This window comes from Megamonas hypermegale (assembly GCF_900187035.1).
GTDB classification, from domain to species: domain Bacteria; phylum Bacillota; class Negativicutes; order Selenomonadales; family Selenomonadaceae; genus Megamonas; species Megamonas hypermegale.
In genome coordinates this window covers 1,458,482-1,480,580 of the sequence record NZ_LT906446.1, presented here as the reverse complement: position 1 = coordinate 1,480,580, position 22,099 = coordinate 1,458,482, and the positions used below count along the sequence as shown (strand labels likewise).

The 22,099-nt window shown below is 29.1% G+C and carries 18 protein-coding genes, 2 tRNA genes and 1 other annotated feature; of the genes, 14 read left to right on the top strand and 6 right to left on the bottom strand.

Translation table 11 applies throughout. From position 1 onward, the window contains the following. Positions 1-134: 134 nt before the first annotated feature. Positions 135-749 (top strand): hypothetical protein, encoded by a 615-nt coding sequence (locus tag CKV65_RS07005; protein ID WP_027889399.1) that lies wholly within the window; start codon positions 135-137, stop codon positions 747-749. Positions 750-761: 12 nt separating this feature from the next. Then, a complete protein-coding gene (locus tag CKV65_RS07000) occupies positions 762-2,234 on the top strand; it encodes a hypothetical protein (RefSeq protein ID WP_169711914.1) in 1,473 nt (490 codons plus the stop codon). 52 nt (positions 2,235-2,286) lie between these two features. Here CKV65_RS07000 and CKV65_RS06995 read toward each other — a convergent pair. Together CKV65_RS06995 and CKV65_RS06990 are read right to left on the bottom strand one after the other, a co-directional pair. Next, a tRNA-Tyr gene (locus tag CKV65_RS06995) sits at positions 2,287-2,371 on the bottom strand. An 8-nt stretch (positions 2,372-2,379) separates the two neighbouring features. Further along, a tRNA-Arg gene (locus tag CKV65_RS06990) sits at positions 2,380-2,457 on the bottom strand. Between the two features lie 263 nt (positions 2,458-2,720). Between CKV65_RS06990 and CKV65_RS06985 the strand changes: the two genes are divergently transcribed. The 4 genes from CKV65_RS06985 to aroF all read left to right on the top strand — a co-directional run bounded on the left by CKV65_RS06985 (position 2,721) and on the right by aroF (position 6,666). Then, the gene (locus tag CKV65_RS06985) at positions 2,721-3,563 is read left to right on the top strand and encodes a Rossmann-like and DUF2520 domain-containing protein (protein ID WP_027889401.1); all 843 of its coding nucleotides are present in this window, start codon (positions 2,721-2,723) and stop codon (positions 3,561-3,563) included. Next, positions 3,560-4,387 carry a 3-methyl-2-oxobutanoate hydroxymethyltransferase gene (gene panB, locus CKV65_RS06980; protein WP_027889402.1) on the top strand — a complete coding sequence of 276 codons (828 nt, stop codon included), beginning with the start codon at positions 3,560-3,562 and terminating at the stop codon, positions 4,385-4,387. Before CKV65_RS06985 ends, panB begins: the two co-directional genes overlap by 4 nt. Before the next feature lie 63 nt (positions 4,388-4,450). Further along, positions 4,451-4,702 (top strand) — a binding site (T-box leader). A 52-nt stretch (positions 4,703-4,754) separates the two neighbouring features. After that, positions 4,755-5,594, top strand: a complete 840-nt coding sequence (gene pheA, locus CKV65_RS06975; RefSeq protein WP_027889403.1) for a prephenate dehydratase — start codon at positions 4,755-4,757, stop codon at positions 5,592-5,594. Between the two features lie 34 nt (positions 5,595-5,628). After that, complete coding sequence (gene aroF / locus CKV65_RS06970; protein WP_027889404.1) at positions 5,629-6,666, top strand: 3-deoxy-7-phosphoheptulonate synthase; 1,038 nt, start codon at positions 5,629-5,631, stop codon at positions 6,664-6,666. Between the two features lie 59 nt (positions 6,667-6,725). Here the strand turns inward: aroF and CKV65_RS06965 are convergent, their stop codons facing one another. The 4 genes from CKV65_RS06965 to CKV65_RS06950 form a co-directional block, all read right to left on the bottom strand. After that, a complete protein-coding gene (locus CKV65_RS06965; protein WP_036254309.1) occupies positions 6,726-7,670 on the bottom strand; it encodes an AEC family transporter in 945 nt (314 codons plus the stop codon). Between the two features lie 172 nt (positions 7,671-7,842). Continuing rightward, positions 7,843-8,817 carry a TDT family transporter gene (locus tag CKV65_RS06960; protein ID WP_027889406.1) on the bottom strand — a complete coding sequence of 325 codons (975 nt, stop codon included), beginning with the start codon at positions 8,815-8,817 and terminating at the stop codon, positions 7,843-7,845. 165 nt (positions 8,818-8,982) lie between these two features. After that, positions 8,983-9,339 (bottom strand): chorismate mutase, encoded by a 357-nt coding sequence (gene aroH, locus CKV65_RS06955; RefSeq protein ID WP_027889407.1) that lies wholly within the window; start codon positions 9,337-9,339, stop codon positions 8,983-8,985. A 60-nt stretch (positions 9,340-9,399) separates the two neighbouring features. Beyond that, positions 9,400-10,941, bottom strand: coding sequence for an ABC1 kinase family protein (locus CKV65_RS06950; RefSeq protein WP_248616159.1), 1,542 nt, complete (start codon positions 10,939-10,941; stop codon positions 9,400-9,402). 401 nt (positions 10,942-11,342) lie between these two features. On the opposite strand from CKV65_RS06950, the gene CKV65_RS06945 reads away from it, so the two are divergent. The 8 genes from CKV65_RS06945 (at position 11,343) to CKV65_RS06910 (ending at position 22,066) form a co-directional block, all read left to right on the top strand. Beyond that, positions 11,343-11,558: a helix-turn-helix transcriptional regulator gene (locus tag CKV65_RS06945; protein ID WP_036254313.1), complete on the top strand. Its 216-nt coding sequence runs from the start codon at positions 11,343-11,345 to the stop codon at positions 11,556-11,558. 597 nt (positions 11,559-12,155) lie between these two features. Continuing rightward, positions 12,156-12,401, top strand: coding sequence for a helix-turn-helix domain-containing protein (locus CKV65_RS06940; RefSeq protein ID WP_081654830.1), 246 nt, complete (start codon positions 12,156-12,158; stop codon positions 12,399-12,401). Positions 12,402-12,490: 89 nt separating this feature from the next. Continuing rightward, the gene (locus tag CKV65_RS06935) at positions 12,491-13,795 is read left to right on the top strand and encodes a hypothetical protein (RefSeq protein ID WP_027889410.1); all 1,305 of its coding nucleotides are present in this window, start codon (positions 12,491-12,493) and stop codon (positions 13,793-13,795) included. A gap of 34 nt (positions 13,796-13,829) precedes the next feature. After that, positions 13,830-14,333 carry a hypothetical protein gene (locus tag CKV65_RS06930; RefSeq protein ID WP_027889411.1) on the top strand — a complete coding sequence of 168 codons (504 nt, stop codon included), beginning with the start codon at positions 13,830-13,832 and terminating at the stop codon, positions 14,331-14,333. Continuing rightward, positions 14,330-15,805, top strand: coding sequence for a hypothetical protein (locus CKV65_RS06925; protein ID WP_051177562.1), 1,476 nt, complete (start codon positions 14,330-14,332; stop codon positions 15,803-15,805). The genes CKV65_RS06930 and CKV65_RS06925 overlap by 4 nt, the downstream gene beginning before the upstream one ends. 12 nt (positions 15,806-15,817) lie before the next feature. Next, a complete protein-coding gene (locus CKV65_RS06920; protein ID WP_027889412.1) occupies positions 15,818-19,177 on the top strand; it encodes an acetate and sugar kinases/Hsc70/actin family protein in 3,360 nt (1,119 codons plus the stop codon). Beyond that, positions 19,164-20,201, top strand: a complete 1,038-nt coding sequence (locus CKV65_RS06915) for a hypothetical protein (protein ID WP_027889413.1) — start codon at positions 19,164-19,166, stop codon at positions 20,199-20,201. Before CKV65_RS06920 ends, CKV65_RS06915 begins: the two co-directional genes overlap by 14 nt. Positions 20,202-20,227: 26 nt before the next feature. Further along, a complete protein-coding gene (locus CKV65_RS06910) occupies positions 20,228-22,066 on the top strand; it encodes a zinc ribbon domain-containing protein (RefSeq protein WP_027889414.1) in 1,839 nt (612 codons plus the stop codon). The last annotated feature ends 33 nt before the right edge of the window (positions 22,067-22,099 follow it).

The window sequence follows — 22,099 nt, the reverse complement described above, 5'->3', positions numbered from 1 at the left end:
ATCTGTTCACTGAACAAACAGCTTTTATATAATAGCATAGATATTTTATTTTGGCAATAGTTTTTTTAAAAAAGTATAAAATTTTTTTGGTTTTTGTTAAAATATAGTTAAAAAGGATAAAAAGAGGCGATATTATGAAAATATGGAAAATTATTTCTTTATTGATGCTTAGCATTATATTTTGCGGTGTTGAAGTAAAAGGATTTGCTAATAGTGCATATGGTGATGTAATTTGGAGTAATAACTATGAGCAGATTAGGCAAAATTATCAATTAGGAAAATATAATGACGGATATTCAAATGAAGGATATAGACAGGTGTATCCTGATATAAAAGATGGTCATTTTAATATTTATTGGGGCCAGTCTTTTGATGAATTAAGTGCAGATTATGAGCTAAAATGGGGCGTATGGGGAACAGATATAGCTCATTATGCATTGCAATTAAATAAGATTTATAAAAAAGGTTCACCGTATTTAGTTTTGTGGTTTAATAAAGAAAAATTGTATCGAATATGGATGTATTATCCAAGAGGATTAAATCAAGGCAAGAAGCATCGTAAAAGAGTAGAAAATTATTTGATAGAAAAATTTGGAACTCCTACAGTTCATGGTGAAAATATACTCTGCTGGGAAGATACATCAATAAAAGTCAATGAGAAAGAAGAACAAAAGTTGGAAAAGAAATTTTATCACAACGTTTTTCATGCTAAAAAGCATATAAAATGGAATAAAAATGATAATAAATAAAATTGATTGCGTTTGAAAGAAGGTGATAATTTGAAAAAGATTTGTATATTATTTTGTCTTTGCATTATTTGTGGTTATTCTGTAGTATTTGCTGAGCAAAATATTTCAGTAAATTTAAATTGGGGAGAAACATATTCTGAAATAAAAGAGAAATATCCGCTTATTTATAATAATCATTTAGATGATGAAGATAGTAATACGTATTGGTTAAAATTAAATGAGCCTTATTTAAATGGTAAAAAAGTTGTAGATGGGAAAATTTTAATATATTTAAAGGAAAATAAATTATATAGAATAAAAGTTGATTTTGTTGACGGCACAGAGTTGATTGTTCAAGACAAAACAATAAAAAAAATGAAAGAGATTGGAGAAAATTTATATTGGGGTATGAGTTTTGCACAAGTAAGTAAATTGTATGAACTTAAATATAAAGAACATGATGAAAGTGAAAATGCTTCAGTATATTATTTAACTTTACCAGAAAAAAATTTTAAAAGATCGGTATTAAAATCTAATAAAATATTGGCTTATTTTTGGAATAACCAATTATATAAAATTATGGCAGAAAAAGAAGATGGAACAGAAATAATTTTGCAAGATGATGGTTTATTAAAAAAAGCAAAAATACAAGGTGATTTAAATATTAAACGAAAAGCACATGAAGAAGTAGTAAAAAAAATAAATAAGGAAATAGAAAAAGAAATCGAAACCTCATTAAATAAAATAAATTATGTAAAATTAATACCTGGTTTATATTGGGGTGAAAGTATAAATGATATTGTTCTAGATTATGCTGTTAAATATGTTGAATATTATCGTGATGAAAATGCTCTTGTCTATGAAATGGACTTTCAAAATCCATATACAAAAAAAGATAGAGATTATAATGATTTTATAAATACTTATCAACAAATAACTGAGAAAATACGATTATATTTATGGAATAACCAACTTTATAAAATAGAAATGAAATATAATGATGTGGAGCAGGTAGTTAGTGATAAGACTTTATTAAATCGAGCAATTGTAGATGGACAAACATTGAAATTAGGAGGTACTCTTTTAAAACCTAATCATAGAAATATTTTAACAGACGTCAAGAACGATAAATTATATATGTATTGGGGTCAATCAAGTGAAGAATTATTTAAAATTTATGAATTAAGTAGAGGAGGAATAATCTGGGATACCATTAGTATTAATAGTATTGATTTAGATAATGGTAAAGAAAATTCATCAAGCATTATAGTGATGTTTAGTAATAATCATTTGTATAAAATATTATTATGTGCGAATAAAAACTTGAAAGAGCAACAAAAAGATTTTGTTTATGTTAAAAATTATTTAGAGAAGAAATTTGGAAAACCAAGTGTTTATAAAAAAGATATTTGGTTATGGCAAGATGTAACAATACCTGTTGATAAATCTGAAGAAGATTCTTTACAGGCTCTTTTAAATGAAGAGATTGTTCGTTCATTACAATAAAAATAGATACAAAAAAAGCTTCGATATTATATCGAAGCTTTAAGTTTCAAAATGGTGGGCAGGGATGGATTCGAACCATCGTAGCCTACGGCGACGGATTTACAGTCCGTTCCCTTTAACCACTCGGGCACCTACCCATTTCAAATGGTGACCCTGGCAGGACTCGAACCTGCGACCTTTTGATTCGTAGTCAAACACTCTAATCCAGCTGAGCTACAGGGCCATTCACTTTTTGTTGCCTTAACAACGTATATTATAATAACAGATTAAAATAGTTTTGTCAAATGTTTTTTGAAAAAATTTTTAAAAATATTATCTATACAAATAAGATTATTGATGATATAGTAATGCGTGGATAGTATTCGAATGAAACTGTACCACAATTTTTTTATTTTTAAGCAAAGGATTGTATCAAAAAATTTTGAACAAGACCTTAAAATCAGATTGTAAAATATAGCTGTCCCTTTTTAGAAGGGAAGTGATTAAATGAGAGTAGGATTTATTGGCGCAGGGAAAGTGGGTTTTTCTCTGGGCAAATATTTAGTTAGTAATAATGTTACAGTTACAGGCTATTTCAGTAAATCATCAAAATCAGCTAAATTAGCAGCAGATTTTACAAGTACAAAAGCTTATAGTAGTTTAGAAAATATCTTAGAGGACAGTGATACTGTATTTCTCACCGTGCCAGATGATATCATTGGCGAAGTTTGGGAGAATATAAGAAATCTGGATATTAAAAATAAAAAAATTTGTCATTGCAGCGGTTCGATAGCATCGACCGCTTTTTTTTGTGCAGAAAATGAAGGTGCGTTTGCGTATTCTATCCATCCGCTGTGTGCTGTCAATGATAAATACAATTCTTGGCAAAGTTTAAAATCAGCAGTGTTCACCATTGAAGGCAGTGAAAAATATTTATATCAATTACAGTCTTTGTTTAAATCATTTGGCAATGAGGTAGTCATAATTGATACGAAGCAAAAAGCTTTATACCATGCGGGGGCTGTAATGGCGAGCAATCTCGTCATAGCTTTGATTAATATGAGTGTTGAAGTATTTAAACAATGCGGTTTTGATGAAAATGTAGCTCAAAAAGCGATTTTTTCACTGTTTAAAGGAAATGCGGACAATATTGTAAATAATGGTTTAATAAATGCTTTGACAGGTCCTATTGAACGAAATGATGTAAAAACTGTAAAAAATCATTTAAACAGTTTAGATAATGAAACTTGGGCAAATGTTTATAAATTATTATCGCTTGAATTAGTTGATTTAGCCAAGAAAAAACACGTAGACAGAAATTATGATGAATTGAAAGAGGTTTTAAAATGAAAAATACAGTAAAAACTTTCCAACAGCAAAAAGATGAACATAAAAAAATAACTATGCTTACAGCATATGATTATTCTACAGCAAAAATAATGGATAAAGCTGGTATAAATGGCATATTGATTGGTGATTCATTGGGCATGGTAATGCTAGGTTATGAAGATACTTTATCTGTAACGATGGAAGATATGATTCACCATACAAAAGCAGTAGCAAGAGGTGCAAAAGAGGCTTTAATTGTTGCAGATATGCCATTTATGTCATATCAGACATCTATTTATGATGCGGTTTATAATGCAGGAAGACTTATTAAGGAAGGTAGAGCTCAAGCCGTAAAATTAGAAGGTGGCGCTTCTGTTTGCCCTCAGATTAAAGCAATTGTTGATGCTTCTATTCCTGTTATGGCACATATAGGGCTTACACCGCAATCTGTAAATGCGTTTGGCGGTTTTAAAGTTCAAGGAAAGAGTGAAGAAACAGCAAAACGAATTTTAGAAGAAGCAAAACAGGTAGAAAAAGCAGGAGCCTTTGCTGTAGTTTTGGAATGTGTACCAGAAAAATTAGCCGAATTGATAACAAAATCAATAAATATACCTACTATCGGTATCGGTGCAGGGCCAAATTGCGATGGTCAAATTCTCGTTTATCAAGATATGCTGGATATGTATGGTGATTTTAAACCTAAATTTGTTAAACAATTCGCTCATGTGGGTGCAGAAATGGAAAAAGGCATTAAAGAATATATAAAAGAAACTCAAGATAATGTTTTTCCATCGCAAGAACATGTATTTAAAATAGATGATGAAGTTATAAAAAAATTGTATTAAAATATTACAATGTTACAATTAAGACTTGCATTTTATTTTTAAATATGGTATTATGTATTCACGTCAAAAACGATGAAAAGGAAAAGTAGACAGGTAAAATCATTACAGAGAGTCAAGGCTGCTGAAATCTTGATATGAGAGTATTTGTTGAAGTTCACCTTGGAGTTGCCCGCTGAAGGTATTTATAGGTAGGCGGTGCCGGGACCTTACCGTTAAAATAGGAGAGTATCGGAGTATTCCCGTACTTGATGGAGATATCTATAATTTATTTATAGATAAATAAGGTGGTAACGCGAAATCAGCCTCGCCCTTAATTTGGGTGAGGCTTTTATTTTTTTATTTTATTTTTTTGAAAGGAGGGCTTTAATTGAAATTAGCTTTTTTGGGACCACGTGGTACAAATAGTGAAGAAGCTGCTATTTGCATGAAAAATATTTATAAAACGGATATGGAACTCATCGCATACAATACTATTTATGATGCAATTTGGGCAGTAGCAAAAGGAAATGTGGATTATTGTTTAGTACCGGTGGAAAATTCGATAGAAGGCTCTATTAGAATTACACTTGATACCTTAGCGCATGATGTAGATTTGAAAATTGAAGCTGAATTAGTTTGGAGTGTACATAATCAATTATTAGCTAAAGATACTGATGTACCTATTCATACAATTATTTCACATGCGCAACCATTAGCACAGTGTCGAGAATATTTGAAAACGCATTATCCTAATGCAAAAACAGAAGCTGTGGCGAGTACAGCGAGAGCTGCAGAAAAAGTTAGTCAATTAGGTGATGGTTATGCAGCGATTGCTACGAAATCAGCTGGTACTTTATATAATTTAAAATTAGTTGATAGCGATATTCAAGATGTAGAAGATAATTTTACTCGGTTTATTTTGCTTACAAAAAAAGTTAATGAAAAGCGTTTGTCTACACCGCAAAATATAATGCTCATTTGTCAGATTGATGGTAGAGCAGGCAGTTTATATGAACTTTTGGGAGATTTTGCTAAACGTAAAGTCAATATGACACGTATAGAATCGCGTCCGGCACGTACAGGTTTAGGTGAATATATCTTTTTTATTGAGATAGATATAGATGTTGAAGCTCAAATTTTAGAAGAAGCAATAAGTTCAGCAACTAAAAAATGTTTTTGGTTGAAAAATCTTGGAGCCTTTCCCGTTTTTCGTGGAAATGCCAATTAATATAAAATAAACTCAAGAAAAGGGGAAATATATAATGGTAGTAATAATGAATACAGATGCAACAAATGAAAATATTCAGGCTGTAGTAGAAGCAATTGAAAGCGTTGGCTTAACAGCTAAAATCATGGAAGGCGCTCAGCAAAAAATCGTCGGTGTTATCGGTGATAAAAGAAAAATGAGTTCTCTTGCTGTTGAAGCAATGGACGGTGTTGAACAGACTGTAGCAATTTCTAAATCTTATAAATTAGCTAGCCGTGAATTCCATCCAGCAAACACTGTTGTTGATGTTGATGGTGTAAAAATCGGTGATGGCAATGTCGTTGTAATGGCTGGTCCATGTGCTGTTGAATCTCGTGAACAACTTTTAGAAGCAGCTAAAATCGTAAAAGCTGGTGGCGCACAATTTTTGCGTGGTGGTGCTTACAAACCTCGTACTTCTCCATATTCTTTCCAGGGATTAGAAGAAAAAGGTCTTGAATATTTAGCAGAAGCTAGAGAAATTACAGGTCTTAAAATTGTAACAGAAGTAACAGAAGTTGAAGCTGTAAACACAGTAGCCGAATACGCTGACTTGTTACAAATTGGTGCAAGAAATATGCAGAATTTCCGCTTACTTAGAGAAGTAGGTAGATGCAATAAACCAGTTATGTTAAAACGTGGTCTTTGCGCAACTATTGATGAATGGCTCAATGCTGCTGAATATATCATGAACGAAGGTAATTCTAATGTAATTTTATGTGAACGTGGTATTCGTACCTATGAAACATATACAAGAAATACACTCGATATGAGTGCTGTAGCTGCTGTTAAACATTTAAGTCATTTACCAATTATCGTAGACCCAAGCCATGGCACAGGTAAATGGAGAATGGTAAAACCAATGAGTTTCGCAGCTGTAGCAGCAGGTGCAGATGGTCTTATAATTGAAGTTCATCCAAATCCAGCAAAAGCTTTATCTGATGGTCCACAGTCTTTAACTCCAGAAAATTATGCTGAAGTAATGAAAGGTGTATATAAAATTTCTGATTTAATGAAGAAAGAAAATTTATTCACAGATTACACTAAAGATTAATAGATAGAAAAACAAAAGCAGTTAAATCATAACTATTTAGTATGATTTAACTGCTTTTTTTATACCATAAATAATAAAAACAATGGATAAATAATAAATATGAAAACGGCTGTAGTGATTAAAAACATCGCTTCAGCTATGCTGGTATTTAATTTATATAATTGAGTTACAACGATAGCATTTATGCCGATTGGGCAAGAAGTAATTAAAGTGATGATAGAAATTAATAGAGGGTCGTTTGTGAATTGATTAGCAATGAAATAAGATAAAATTGGAATTATTATAAAGCGAATTGGAATTACAGAAGAGGCGATGTATTTATATATGCGAGCTGCTTTAAAATTTAAAAGATAACCGACTGGTAAGATACCACACCAAGCGCCGATATGTATAAATGCATTGAATATTGGGTCAAAGAAAAATGGAAGTGGTACTTCATTTATATTTAAAATTGCACCGATAATCATGCTTATTAAGCCTATTTGGTTCCAACTGATTAAAATAGAACGCCAATGAGGATGAAACTTAACAGTTCTAGGGCCTGCCTTGATTTTTTGATGAAAATATTCAGCAAGAGGAAAGCCAAAAATTAATGTGAATAAATTTTGTGCCATGCCGATAACTTGTACATAAGCATAAGCTAATTGACCTAAAGCGATGAAAGCACATAAACCACCTAAAATACCGGTGTTAGATAACATACTGCTTATTAAATATGCACCATTGCCACGCAGATTTTTTATTTTTGAATGAGCATATGGATAAGCTAAAAGTCCTGGCAATACAGCGCATAAAAAAATGCCTACAAAGGCTAAGAGAAAAATATTGCTGTCAATTTTAATTATCCAAAAGCTACCGAGACCGACAACTAATGTGATAAAACGAATGTTTATTTTTAATAATAAATTGCAGGTATTAATTGACATGAGTTTGTATTTGTGAAAAAAATAACCAACAATTAGAGGTAAAAAAACATCAATAAAAATAAAAAATAATCGCTCCATAACAAATCCTTCAATATTATATTTAGATTAATCGGGCAACCTATAATCCCATATGTATAATAAACTTATTATATATCATTTTATAATTATTTAGCAAAATCTTTTTAGAAAAAGAAAAAAGGTTTAGAGATAACTCTAAACCTAGGGAATGTTTTTATTTATTGGGGAAAAATTATTTTACTATATGTGCAATAGCACCAAATACAGATTTTGCTCTAGGACCCATATTTACAATCATTTGTTCATGTAAGAATTTTAAATATCTAATGAACACATATAAAACGATAGCTGTTGCTAAAATTGTTTCTATTATTACGAGATAGTTTAAAATTTGAGGAACAGCAATATTGATTTGATTTAAATAAATCACTGTTTGACGTAATGCAATTGCAGTGATAACGAATGGGAATGTGAATGCTGCATAACTTGGATAAAATTTTAAACGTAAAAGTTTTGGCATTTGAGTTAATACAGCGATGAATAAGAGTTGCGCTAAAATTTGCATGATGATAATCATTACTAAAGATTTATCGGCTGCACAAGCTAAATATCCAGTAAGAGATAAACTCATTGGTGCAGTGTAGATACAAAATAATGGCTTAGCTGGTTCAGCAATCGTATGTTTACTGCAATAACGAATTGTAACGAGTAAGAATAAGAGCATATATGCTATAAAACCGAACCAGAAGATATATTCACCTAAATGATGTTGATTAAAAGTTGGAGCTGTTACAGAGGCTACGATAATACCAACATAAGCGATAAAATATGTTGGGAAGACTTCACGAAGGTCAAAATTGATGATGTAACGGTATGTAAACCATGTCATTAAAATGAAATGACCGATGATTGCACCATACCAAATACATTCACTGATAAATGGAATGAATGGAAATGTGTAAGTAGAGAGTTGCATGATTGCCATAAAAAATGTTGCAAAAACACTAGCAAAAATAGAATTACCGTTTAAATCATTTTTTACCATATTAGGGTGTAAGATAACCTTAGAGAATAATAATAATCCTAGAAATGTTGCACTAATACCACAAGCGTATTTTAAAATTAAAGAATATGGAGCTAATAAATTACCGAGTGCAGCAAGACCTAGCATTACGCCAGCTGTAGGAATAGGAACTTTTCTAATCATAATAGGATAAGCCTTCTTTCGTAAGATAAAATATATTAATGTAATGATTTCCTTAAGTTGATAATATTTTACCATTAATTAAATCATAAGTAAAATATATTATTTAATTACAAATAAAAGGTAAATACCTATATAAAAACAATTCCTAAATATTTAGGAATTGTTTTAGTGAATATCAGGACGAAGGGTAGCAGCTCTACCTAAGTAAATATGTTTAATTTCTTTTTGTGTTTTATCAGTATTAACTAAGAGTAATACACGGATACATTTTCTAATGCTATTTTCAATATCTAATTGTTGTGCATCAAATAGAGGAACTAAATTCCAGCCGGGTAATTGGCGGGCAGCAAAAGCAGGAAAAGCAGATTTTATGTCATCAGTAGCACTGAAAATAGCAGCGCCAATATCTTCGCTTGTAATATCATTTTCAGATAAAATAGATTTGAGCATTTTTTGTACAGCTACAATAATTTCTTCTTTTGTATCGTTTTCTACAGTAATAGCACCTCGTATACCTTGCATATTATGACTTCCTTTCTATTGTATATTTATATGAATTATTAATTTATAGCAATGATATGGTCATTTCTCTTTATATATATTTATCATTAAACGGATAGATAAAAATACTGCTACTAGATAACCAACAACACCCAAGATAGGAATTTCCATGATTTGAGGTGTCATATTGGTTGTACAAATTATACTAGAACCTAGTAATAAAGCAGAACAGATTATACCTAAAATAAGTTTATTAATCATTTTATCGAGGCGACGCAATGGTTCTTCAGAACCAGTCACATCGAGATTAACTTTTGTTTGACCGCTCATGGTCATTTTTAAAATATCGGATACCTGTTCGGGGAGATGAAGGGATTTTTGTAGCATTATATAGCTATCACGCTTGAATTTAGTAAATTCTTCTTGCCAGCTAAAATTGCGCTTAAAATCATCTTTCATGTAAGAAGAAAATATATCAATGAAATTTATATCGGGACAGCAGATTTTAAGTACTGATTCAATTGTAACAACGCCGCGGGCAAACATACTTAAACCAGGATTTATAGCAATTTTATGTTTTCTTGATACTGTGATTATGTCATGAGCTAATTCGCTGAGTCGCAGCGTTTGAAAATTAGTATCACCATAACGGTTCATTAAGGTGTCAATATCTTCATAAAGGCTGATATGATTAAGTTTGGCTTGCGGTTTACCTAACGTTAAGACGGCATTTTTCATTTCATACGTATCATGTTGAACAAGTGAAAATACAGCTCTTTTTAGTGCATCGCGTTCTTTTGTAGATAATCTACCCATCATACCTAAGTCGAGCCAGATTATTTTTCCATTTTTTATCCAAATATTACCTGGATGAGGGTCAGCATGGAAATAACCATCATCAACAATTTGTTTTACATAATTTTGACCTAAACGAAAGCCTAATTCTTCGACATTATAGCCTTTAGATTTTAATTTATCAATTTCATCTATGCGAATACCATCTATATATTCCATAGCGAGTACACGAGCTGTTGTTAATTCATGTTTTACATATGGGCAATCAATAAAGGCTTCATCGGAATTTAGGCGACGAAATTCATCAATATGTTCAGCTTCTGTCATGAAATCCATTTCTTGTTTTGTAATACTCCACATTTCATCTAATATGGCATTAAAATCTAAAACACCAGGTGAGGATTTAAACAATTGCAAAATAGAAACGGCACGTTTTAATAAAACAATATCTTTAGCCATAATGTCATAAATGCCAGGGCGTTGAACTTTTAAGACCACTTTTTCACCACTTTTTAAAGTTGCTTTGTGCACTTGAGCAATGGAGGCAGAACCTAAAGCTTCTGGGTCAATGTATTCAAAAATAGCATCTAATTTTTTGTTGTATTCATTTTCAAGACATTTTTCAATTATGGCAAAATCTAAAGGATTGGCTCTTGTTTGTAGTTTTGTGAGTTCAAGAGCATAATCGGCTGGCAAAAAACCAGGTTTTAAAGAGAGAATTTGACCTAGTTTAACAAATGTTGGACCTAAATCTTCTAAAATTAAACGCATTTTTTCAGGTGTTATATTGCCACGAAGAATATTATGCTTACGTAGAACAATAATCATTTCTCTTAAACGACGAGAAGAACTATATTTAGTTTTTTGAGGAATATTAAGCACAATAACACCTTCTAACATTTAAATAGATTATATATAAATATACTTAATTTTGTATCTTTGTAACTTAAAAGTTTATGTTTATTATATCAAATTTCAAATAGAAAAACAGTAAAAATCAATCTTCCATACACTATATTGTATATTTTATAAAAAGAATAAATTAAAAAAATAGTGAAAATGAAATGATATATATGAAAAATTTATACTAAAAATTTTAATTGTTTTATATTTGAATAAAATAATAATGATTATGTATAAAAAAGATATTTAAATTTATTAATAAAATATGATGATTTTTATTGATAAAAGGTATATATTTATTTTATAAAAGGAGGAAAATATTTTTAATGGAAATTAGGGAAGAATTAAAAAAAACGGGAGCTAAAATTATTTATTATAGAAATTTAAAAGAAATAAATCAACAAGATTTAGCCAAAGAAATAGGGGTAACTAGACAATATTTATCTAAGATTGAACATGGAAAATGTTTTTGTAATAGAGGATTAATACATAAAATTGCTGTCGTATTAGAAATTAATTTTATTGATTTAATAAAAGAATAGTTTTTTGTTGAAATTATAAAATTGGAATATTTATTTTAACTAAAATAAAGGTAAGTGAATGTTATATGAATAATTTTATAACATATATAAGAATAATTATTAAATTTTTATTATTGATTGTGATATAAGTAATTAGTAGTTATAATTTGATAATAGGTTTTTAAAATATTATAAAAAGATTTTTGATATAAAGGGATAGGGTTTCTATTAATTAAAAAATTATTTTAAATTAATGAGATTAATATATGGATATAAAAATATAGAAGGTGGTAATAATATAAAAGTAAAAAATAATTATAAATAGCAAGGAAGGTGATAATATAAAAGTATAAATATTTTGCGTTAAATATAGTGAACATATGGAACTACAGATAGAATAATATATATTTTTTTAATAGTATATGAATTTATTAGAAATAGTAAAGAATAGGATTTATTTTAGAGGGTTTTTATAAGAATTTTGATAAAATTACTGGTTATTGTAAAAAATAAATTATTAAAGATGGTAGTAGTTCTATAAAGTTTATTATTACGCCTATTTATACGAAAATGTTATTAATGCAAATGATATAATATTTTGTATAATTTATTATTTTTATGAAGGAATGGGAAAAGAGTTATATGTTGAATAATAAATATCGTCAAATAGGAGCTAAAATAAAATATTATCGTCAATTAAAGGATATAGACCAGACTAAATTGGCGAATATGGTAGGAATTTCACCACAATATTTGAGTAAAATTGAATGTGGTAAGCAGATGCCTAGTATACAAGTTTTACTTTTAATTGCTGAAAAACTATCTATAGACGCAGCTTATTTAATAAGTGATAGAAATGTATAAATTTATAGAAATTTTTATAACTTCAACTAAATACTAGTATTTAGTTGAAGTTTTGAATTATATATATTTTTTTATGGGAGGTTGTAATTATGGTAAAAAATATGAAAAAAGTGATATTATATCTTTTTTGTTGTATATTTTTAACACCAATATTTAGTGGATGTGCTGTAGATGAAACATCTTCTACAGAAATACCATCAATTGTATTTGCTCCTTCGGAACAAGGGGAGAATAAAACAACAGATATTGATGTATATTGGGATGCTACGTATTCAATGAAAGGCTATACTACTATAGCTCAAGATAATGCATATCGAGCTTTACCAGATGATTTAGATGATATTGGAAGTTCAATGGGAAATATAAAATTTTATGGTTTTGGGAAAGATATAAAACCATTAGAAGGTAGAGAACATAGAAAATTTGCAGATGGTGCAAGTTATGATGAAACTATTACAGCTATCTATAATGTTGTAGAAAATGCTGATACAAATCATTTATCAATTATTATTACAGATTTATTTGAAAGTGATTCTGATTGGAGCAATGTAACTAAACAATTAAAGGAAAAATATTTTTCACAGCATTTATCCGTTGCTATTATTGGTGTAAAAAATCCATTTAAAGGTGAAATCTTTGATGTGGGATTAAATGCTGCTAAGTTTGATTATGATAGTGGAAATGATCCATCTAAATATCGTCCATTTTATATGTTTATTTTAGGTCAAGATAGTGAAGTCAAGAAATTTATACAACTTTGGAAAAATAGATATGCAAAAACAAATGAAGTGCAATATCTAGTATTCTCAGAAAATTTAATGGATAAAGCAGCAGACCTTTCAAATATGGAAATAAAGGATAGTAATAATATTTTTTCTGATGAGCAATTATCTTTGCCAAATCAAACTTTAAAAGAATATGATATTGATTCTTTAGATGAAAATTCATCTTTAACAGCAAGTTTTAATTATTCTCCAGCTACTGATGGTTGTAATTTAGATATGAATAAACTCAATCCTGATATAAAAGTATGGGTGTTAAAAGATGGACAATGGCAAGAAAGTGAGCAATCTGGAGATATAAAATGTATATTTAAGCCAGATGAATCTCAACAAGATAATTATTTAGTTTCTGTTAATTTTACAGGAGAAAAAACCTTAACACCAAATAGTATAAATTTAATTCATATAGCTATTAGACCAGAAGATACAGGTCTTATTTTGCCGGACTGGATAAGAGCATGGAATATGGATAGTAGTGCTGTAAACATGGGACAATTTGATGGTTCAAAAACGGTTAACTTTTTACACATTGCAGAATCTCTTAAAGATTCAGTGTTATCTACAGCTCAGCCATCTTTAGTTAATATGAATTTAGTAATACAAACAAAGTGATATAAAATAAATAAATTTGTGAGGATGTGTTTTTATGAACAGAAATACAAAGACAATTGTATCTATAGCTAGTATTATAATAATTTTCTTTGTTATTAGTTTGATAGTTTATTTTATTGGTTCACCAATAGCTAAATCTGTAATCTTAAAAGCTGGTGGAATAAATTATTCTGAATGGGTAAAACATTATAGTGGATTAGTACGAGTTATGGGCATATTATCATGTTTATTAACTTTGTTATGGTATATTTTAACGCGATTCGTAATAAAAATTGTTTATCCAACAATTGTTGGTCGTCGTAGTCTTTGGTGTTTGATTGGTATTATTAATATACTTTTATGCATTATTGTACCATTTATTTATTCAATTATAGATTCAAAATCGCCAATGAGTTTTGCGATTTGTTTATTATTTATTGTATTTTTTGGGGTTATCGGCTATTACGTGTGCAGTGTATTGTTTACTCCGGCAAATTATAAATATACTCCTATTGGAGCTATAAAAATACGTAAAATGAAAGGCGGAATAACAAAATGAGTTATTATTTTATATCTATTGGTGGCTCTGGTGCTAAAGTAATGGAATCATTAACACATTTATGTGTGGCAGGAATGTTTCCAACTGATGAAAATTTTTATGTAATGGCAATTGACCCAGATACAGGAAATGGAAATTTGGCAAGAAGTAGTGCTGCTATTCATTGTTATAATATATTTCAAAAATTAGAAGTAGGAAATGATATGCCTATTTTTAAAAATAAAGTAGAATTAGCTAATCCTTTTGTCTGGAATCCTACAGAACATGATAAGTGTTTAGATGATGTTATGTCGTATCAAGCATATAAAGGTACGCCGATAGGTGATTTATATGAAGTTTTATATACTAAAAAAGAACGTTCTATTTTATTGAATGAAGGTTTTAGAGGACATCCATCAATTGGTGCAGCAGTAATGGCTAAAAAGGTATCAACTGATAGTGATGGAAATAATGAAGAACCATGGAAGCGTTTTGAAACACTTGTAAATCAGGACGCTAAGACAGGTTCCGTAGCTAAAATATTCTTAGCTGGTTCTGTTTTTGGTGGTACTGGAGCTGCTGGTATGCCAACAATAGCTAAATTATTACAAGGAATGTTTAAGGATTTATATGAAGAGAAAAAAGTACTCATAGGTGGAGCTTTAATATTACCGTATTTTTCTTTTTCACCAGATAAAAGTAGTATATCTTCAAATGAAATATATGCTTCATCTGAAAATTTTTTGACTAGTACACAAGCAGCACTTAAATATTATGCAGCTAAAAATAAAGAAGAAAATATATATCATTCAATGTATTTTATTGGAGATAATGTATTAGCACCAGTACAAAAATTTAGTGTTGGGTCTTCAAGTCAAGAAAATGACGCTCATATTGTTGATTTTTATGGAGCTTTGGCAGCAATTGATTTTTATCAGAGTAAACAATTAAAAAAATGTTCATATATCACTCATGCAGATGATAATAAAATTCAATGGAGTGATTTTCCTGATATTGTTGAAATAGATACAAACAGTAAAGATATTGTAGTGAATATTAAAGAACGGTTTGCTCAATTTACGCGATTCATATTTGCTTATGTTCATTTGATAAAACCTGTATTACGCGATTTATCTGCCGGTAAATTGAAAAAGTATCAATATCCTTGGTTTATTGATTATTTGGAAGATACTAATGTTGATATGTTAGAAATAAAAAACTTTGAAGAATATGCAGAGTGCTTTATAAGTTGGGTAAAACAATTAGAAAAGGAAAATCGTGAAATTCATTTAATTAATCCAAGCGTGATAGTAGATGTTCAGCCAGCAAAAATAAATCCATTTATGTTTGAAAGCTGTATAGATGATGAAAATGGAAATATAACGATAAATGAATTATGGTATCGTTTGACAGAAGGTACGTCTGAAAATCAGTATGCTAGTGGATTTGGACGATTTTTGCGCGCACTTTATATTTGTTGTGAAAAAAGATAAGGAGATAAAAAAATGGCAAATCAATATTTTCCAATGTTACCAAAACTAAAAGAAAATTCTGCAGTTACACCAGATAAAACTAGCGTTTGGGAAGATAAAGAATATGATTTTTTAAATGCATTGATAAAAAGTATTGCGGTTAGTGGTTCGATAAAAGATATCGGAACAATAGATTCTATTCCAGATGTTTGGGCACGTCCGTTGTTATTTGAAATGGCTCTTTTTGATAAGGAAGGAACCGAGCAACAATTTGTAAAAGGTTTTCATGAAAGAATTGTTGGTGAATGGCGTAGTATTTTAGCTATGTTTGCATTAAATGATATAAAACATTTAAATTTACGAGTGGAAGAAGTTCGAATTGGGCAAGGTAATGGCAATATAGAACGTATATTAAATATATTAAAACCACAAGAAAGAAATATAAGTGATGATACGAATTGGGATATTTTATATATTATTTTTTATAAAGATATACCGATTGGTCTTACTTCACCAATGACGTTAGTTGCATCAGCAGCTGATTATGTAAGTATGTTTAATGGTAACTTACCAAAACCATGGAGTAGTGATGGTTTATATTTAATGGATCCTATACCATATTTAACAAAAGAAGAAATATGTGCATTGTATAGTTGGTTAAATAAATTAGCAGATAATATAAATGCACATGTAAAAGATAATAGAGATAATGAAAGATTTTTAAATATATTAGATTGTATTAGAAAATTTGCTGATGATGCTAAAAAAGCGTGTCAAAGTTATCAGATATCTAATATGAATAATTTCCAATATAAAAATAATATGTTAAAAATTCATGCTGGTATATTTAAATATCTTGATAGTGCAGTTAAAGCAAAAGAAGCTACAGCGAAAGATAGTGCAGTGCGTTTGATTGTTTCGGATTCAAGAAAACCAGAACAAGATATTTTACTTGTATCTACAAAGATGTTACATGATTTTGCAAATGAATATAATTTACCAACAACACAAATTATTGTTTGGCCAGGTATAACTGCAAATGATATAGACGATATAGATGTATATGATAATGGAACATCTATTGGAAATATAAATTTAAATAATGCTAAGTATTATAATCCAGAAATGTTTTTTACTGAATATATGGCAGTTATGGATCCAGGTGGAGATGCTCTAAAAGGTACTATTAAAATTCGTGGTGAAGAATTGTTAGCTAGTGAAGATTTAGGTGCTATATTACCAATTCGAAAAGAATTATTAGAATTTTTTACACCAGAAGATATTGCAGATCGTTTATCTATTGAAGATGATGGAAATAATTATTTAATACACTTTGCATTTCCTTTGTCTGGAGTATATGGTGAAGGTCATGATTTTGATTTTGTTAAAGCATATCCAAAGAAAGATTTAATTTATTTACAGACAAATATACCTGCAATAGAAATATGGCCAAATATTCGCAGAGAAAATTGGAATAGGTACTATTTGTATTATGAAAATAGTGAAGCACTGAACAATAAAAAGGATTTAGGAAAAGATTTCTTTTATGTAATGCCATGGAAATATAATAAAAATATCATTGAAGGTATAACAGAAAATTCTATTTCTAATCAATATACATTAAGAATGAATGGCTATCCTGAAGTATTATTATGTAGTGTAAATGCTTCTGTCCGTGGCAATGTTCGTACGCAAATGATTGAGACAGGTTTATTATTACTTGATAAACCTAAAATGGTAGAAGCTGATGATTTAAGTAATTGGAGAATAGGTATAGATTTTGGTACTTCTAGTACAATGATTTATTATCGCGATAATAATCAATTACCAAAACCATTAAATTTTAATTCGCATTTATTTCAAGTTACTAATAGTGGACCACTTAGAAATAATACTTTTCTTAGATTTATTCCGTCAACAACACTTGGAACAGATGGTTCATTTTTTAGTATTTTTCATTTGCTTAATACTAAAAAGGTACATGAAGAAATAAAACCATTACAAGATGGACATATATTTAGAATGAATGCTTTAGTTTTAGATTATATGATACGTAAAGAAAAAAATCATATTGATTATAATTTAAAATGGCAAGCAGATGATACTGGTAGATATAAAGCAACTGCTTATCTTGAACAGATTTGTATGCAATCGACAGTAGAAGCTGCAATAGCTGGAGTGACTAAGTTAAGATGGAGTTTTTCTTATCCGACAGCTTTTTCAGATGAAGAAAGAGAGTCTTTTCGTAAAATGTGCATAAAAGCAATAGAATGTGCTTGTGAAGATACTGGTTTTAAACCTGATGTTGATGAATTAGATACAGAACTTGAAAGTGTGGCAACTGCATTGTATTTTAATAAACTGAATAATTCAGATACCAATTTTAGTGATGGTGCAATTTGTCTTGATATTGGTGCAGGTACAACAGATATTTCAATCATTAGTGGGCAGCCGGGTCATATTGTTTATCATACATCGATATTATTTGCAGGTCGTTATTTATTTAATTGCATAATGAGAAGTGGATATTATAAAGAAAAAATGGAAGTACTGAAAAAAAGCGAAACGTATGCAAATATATCAGATATAGATACGATGATGTTTGATAGTGATATGAAAGCAAATAGTGACCAGTATTTAATAGAATTAGCAAATATTACCGGCAAAGAAGATATTAAGAAAATGCTAGAACAAATTCAATTCGCTTTAGCTGGCATTTTATATTATGTAGGTAAAATTTTAAAATATTTAAGTGATAATAATATATATGTAGAAGGTCATGTACCTGATATATATATTGGTGGTAATGGCGCTAGAATTCTTTATTGGATAACAGGTGGCGGTTCATATGATAGGAAAAGCGTTCGTTTGAAAGTTTTGAAGAACATTATTTTAAGTGCTAGTGGTTTACAATCAGATGTAGATTTTAATATTTATTTGAGTGATAAACCTAAAATTGAAGTTGCTATGGGAATGTTAGAAGATAGACCAGTACAATCGATGTTTAATGAAGAAAAAATGTATCAAAAAATATTTGGAGAAACAGAAGATGAATATGTTTTAAATTCTGTTTTATCTGGTGCTGGTTTTAAAATAAGTGATACTGTAAAATCTGATAGAGATTTTGTATCAGCTAAAGATATTTCAGCAGGTATTGCAATTGATGATGTTAATGAATTAGATAATTTTGTTAAGACATTTAATGAAAATCGCAAAAGCATATGGCTAAATGGTATAAAAATAGACGATGTACAAAGAAATGAAATAAAAAAACGTATCAATAGTTATTATGTATCAGAAAAGGGTAAAAAAGTTAAAGAAATTCATGTTGAGCCAATATTTATTATAGGTTTGAAAAAATTAATGGAGATGTTAACTAGTGAACATAAATAAGATAATAAAAAAATGTTTATATAATTTATTTATGACATTAGTGCCATGGGCAATTCTTTCGAGAATTGCCTATGCTGCTAATGGCGAGATAGAAAGTGTAGATGATATAAACATTATCAATGAAAAAGTTAATAATGCACTTGATTTGGCTAGTAGGACACAACAAACAGCTGATAAAATTCTATTACAAGTAAATGATATATTAGGAATAAGTTTAGATTTATGGATATATATTTTATTAGGTATATGTCTGTTCATTATTTTAGGTATGATATTTTTATTAAATCAAAGAGCAAATGATAATAGAATTGTAAATGATAAAATTAGGCAATTGGAAGGAAAAATAGATAAATTAGAAAGATGTATAGAAACTTTTGAAAATGAAAAAAATAAGACAAAAACTATATCTGTAACAACTATAAATAAACCGACAAAAGAGATATTTGATTATAAGACAAATAATGAATTTTTGGGTAGAAATGATGCAAATGAAACTTTACAAAATCAGAATATGAATTTAGTTCAAAAAGAATTTGAACTAAAACAAAGTAAAAAAGAACAAGAAGACGAATTTAAAGAATTAAAAATGAAATATATGGATTTTGTAAATAAATATAATAATTTATATAGATTTTCTGGATATGAAGCAAAACAAAAACGTAAAACTTTTGAACAAGATTTTAATATAAGAACATTTACTTGCAATAATTATGAAAAACGTATAGATGAATTGTCTGATATAAGAGAATCATACAGTGAACCTACATTTAAAGATAGTGGTTCTGATGGTGTATATTGGGCAACATTTATGAAAGATAATATGTATGCTGTAGTACCTAGATTTAATATTACTTATGAAAATCAATTACATGAAATGGCTGGAATGAAAGAAGCATTTAACTCTGATTATAAAAATGAAGGCGCATATAAATATATTAAAGTAATAAAACCAGCCTTTTTTAGTTATTTAAATGGAAATTGGAAATTAGAAGAACAAGGAAAACTTGAATTACGTAAACAGTAAAAAGTTATTGGATGAAGGGATTTTATATGAAAGAAAATAATGATGTTGAAAATTCTGTACAAGAAATATTAAAAGAGTTTTTAGCAAAAGATATAAATTTATTAAGTAGCAGAGATAGTTTATATAATCAACTTGATAATAAAGTTTCTGGGAAATATCGCAGAGATTTATCACTTATTCAAAAAGCTTTGCAAAATAACATCGGTGAATTATTTTTAAAAGCTAGTATAGAGGATACAGATAAAGCTAAAGATGAAGCTAAAAATAAAGCAAGAGAAATTTTACGTCAAAATAATATGCAGGAAAAACCTATTCAGAAAATAATTGATGCTTTTATTTATGCACTTGAATGGGATAAACCAAAAGAAAAAATAGAGATAAATCAGAAAGAAACTGCTAAATCTATAGAAAATGAGATTTCTCAAGCAAAAATAGAAACGGTTGAAACTGAAAAAAAACCTATTGAGAAAAAAGAACCTGTTGCAGAACATATTAAATTAAATGATGAAAAAGAGAAAATATCTGATTTGAATCAACAAGAACAAGAAAAAAATGAAGTATGGACTTGCTCTTGTGGAAAGGTAAATAATAAAAATTTTTGTAGTGTTTGTGGAAAAAAACGTCCAGCAAAATTAGAAAAAAGTGAAAAATGGATTTGTCCTTCTTGTGGGAGAACAAATGATAAAAATTTTTGTTTTTATTGTGGTGAACAACGACCGGATGATGGAAGCCAGGCAGAACCTAAATCATATATAAAAAATAATCAAGTTAGTAATGAAATACCAAATACACTTTCAAATTCGGAAAATATATCTAAAATAGAACAAATAAATCCGCCATTGCAAAATCAATCTAATAATACAAGTACTAAAAAATTTTTAGGAAGTACATTAAGTGGTGTTATTTTAGGTGTAATAGTTGTTGTATTTGTATTAATCGGTTTTTATGTAATAGGTGGTGATGATAAATCATCAAATAATGTATCATCAAATATTTCTAATAGTTTAACGACATCTAAAGATAAGAAAGAAGTTCCATCAGTAGATTCAGATTTATCATTAGGTGGATTAGAATTAGGTTATTCTATTGACCAAATGCATGAAATTTTAGGTAAAGAAACAAGTATTGATGAAAAAGGAATTTATAAATTTTATAATTATAGTGATATTCAAGTTGGTATAAAAGATGGAAAAATAGATGCGCTTGTATCGAATAGTTCTGCTGTGGCTACAAAACGTGGCATACATCAGGGTTCATCTTTAGAAGATGTTTTTAATAAATATGGTGATAATTATAATAAGATGGATTATGATGATTTAGTATTGTATGAATATACTTTTGCCGCAAATAATGATAAGAATGGTATACTTCGTTTTGCGATAAGTAAATCAAATAATCAAGTAAGTTATATTAGTGTTCGTATACCAGAAGAAGAAAATACGGATACAAAATCAAGTGATACAAATTCAAATAAGTCGTCTACTGAAAAAAATACCAATATGGCAAGTGCAAATGAAGCAGTACAAGCACTTAATAGTTATTATGCAGCAATTACTAGACATGATATGAGAGCAGCATATAATGTGTTATCAGATGATATGCAAACACATATGGGAAGTTTAAATGATTATGCTGATGGATATAAAACAACATTATCGGATAGTATTTCTAATGTACAAGTAACATCTAATAGTGGGGATGAAATAGCACTTTCATATACATTGACGGCACGTGATAGTTACAATGGTAATAGTATTAAAGAACAGACTTTTGCTTGTACAGCACTTTTAAGTAAGAAAACAGGTAGCTGGCATATTGTAGATATGTCTGCTAAAAAACAAGGCGAACGTATTATGTCTAGATAATAATTAATTTTATTTTAATAGTTTTATCCTTTA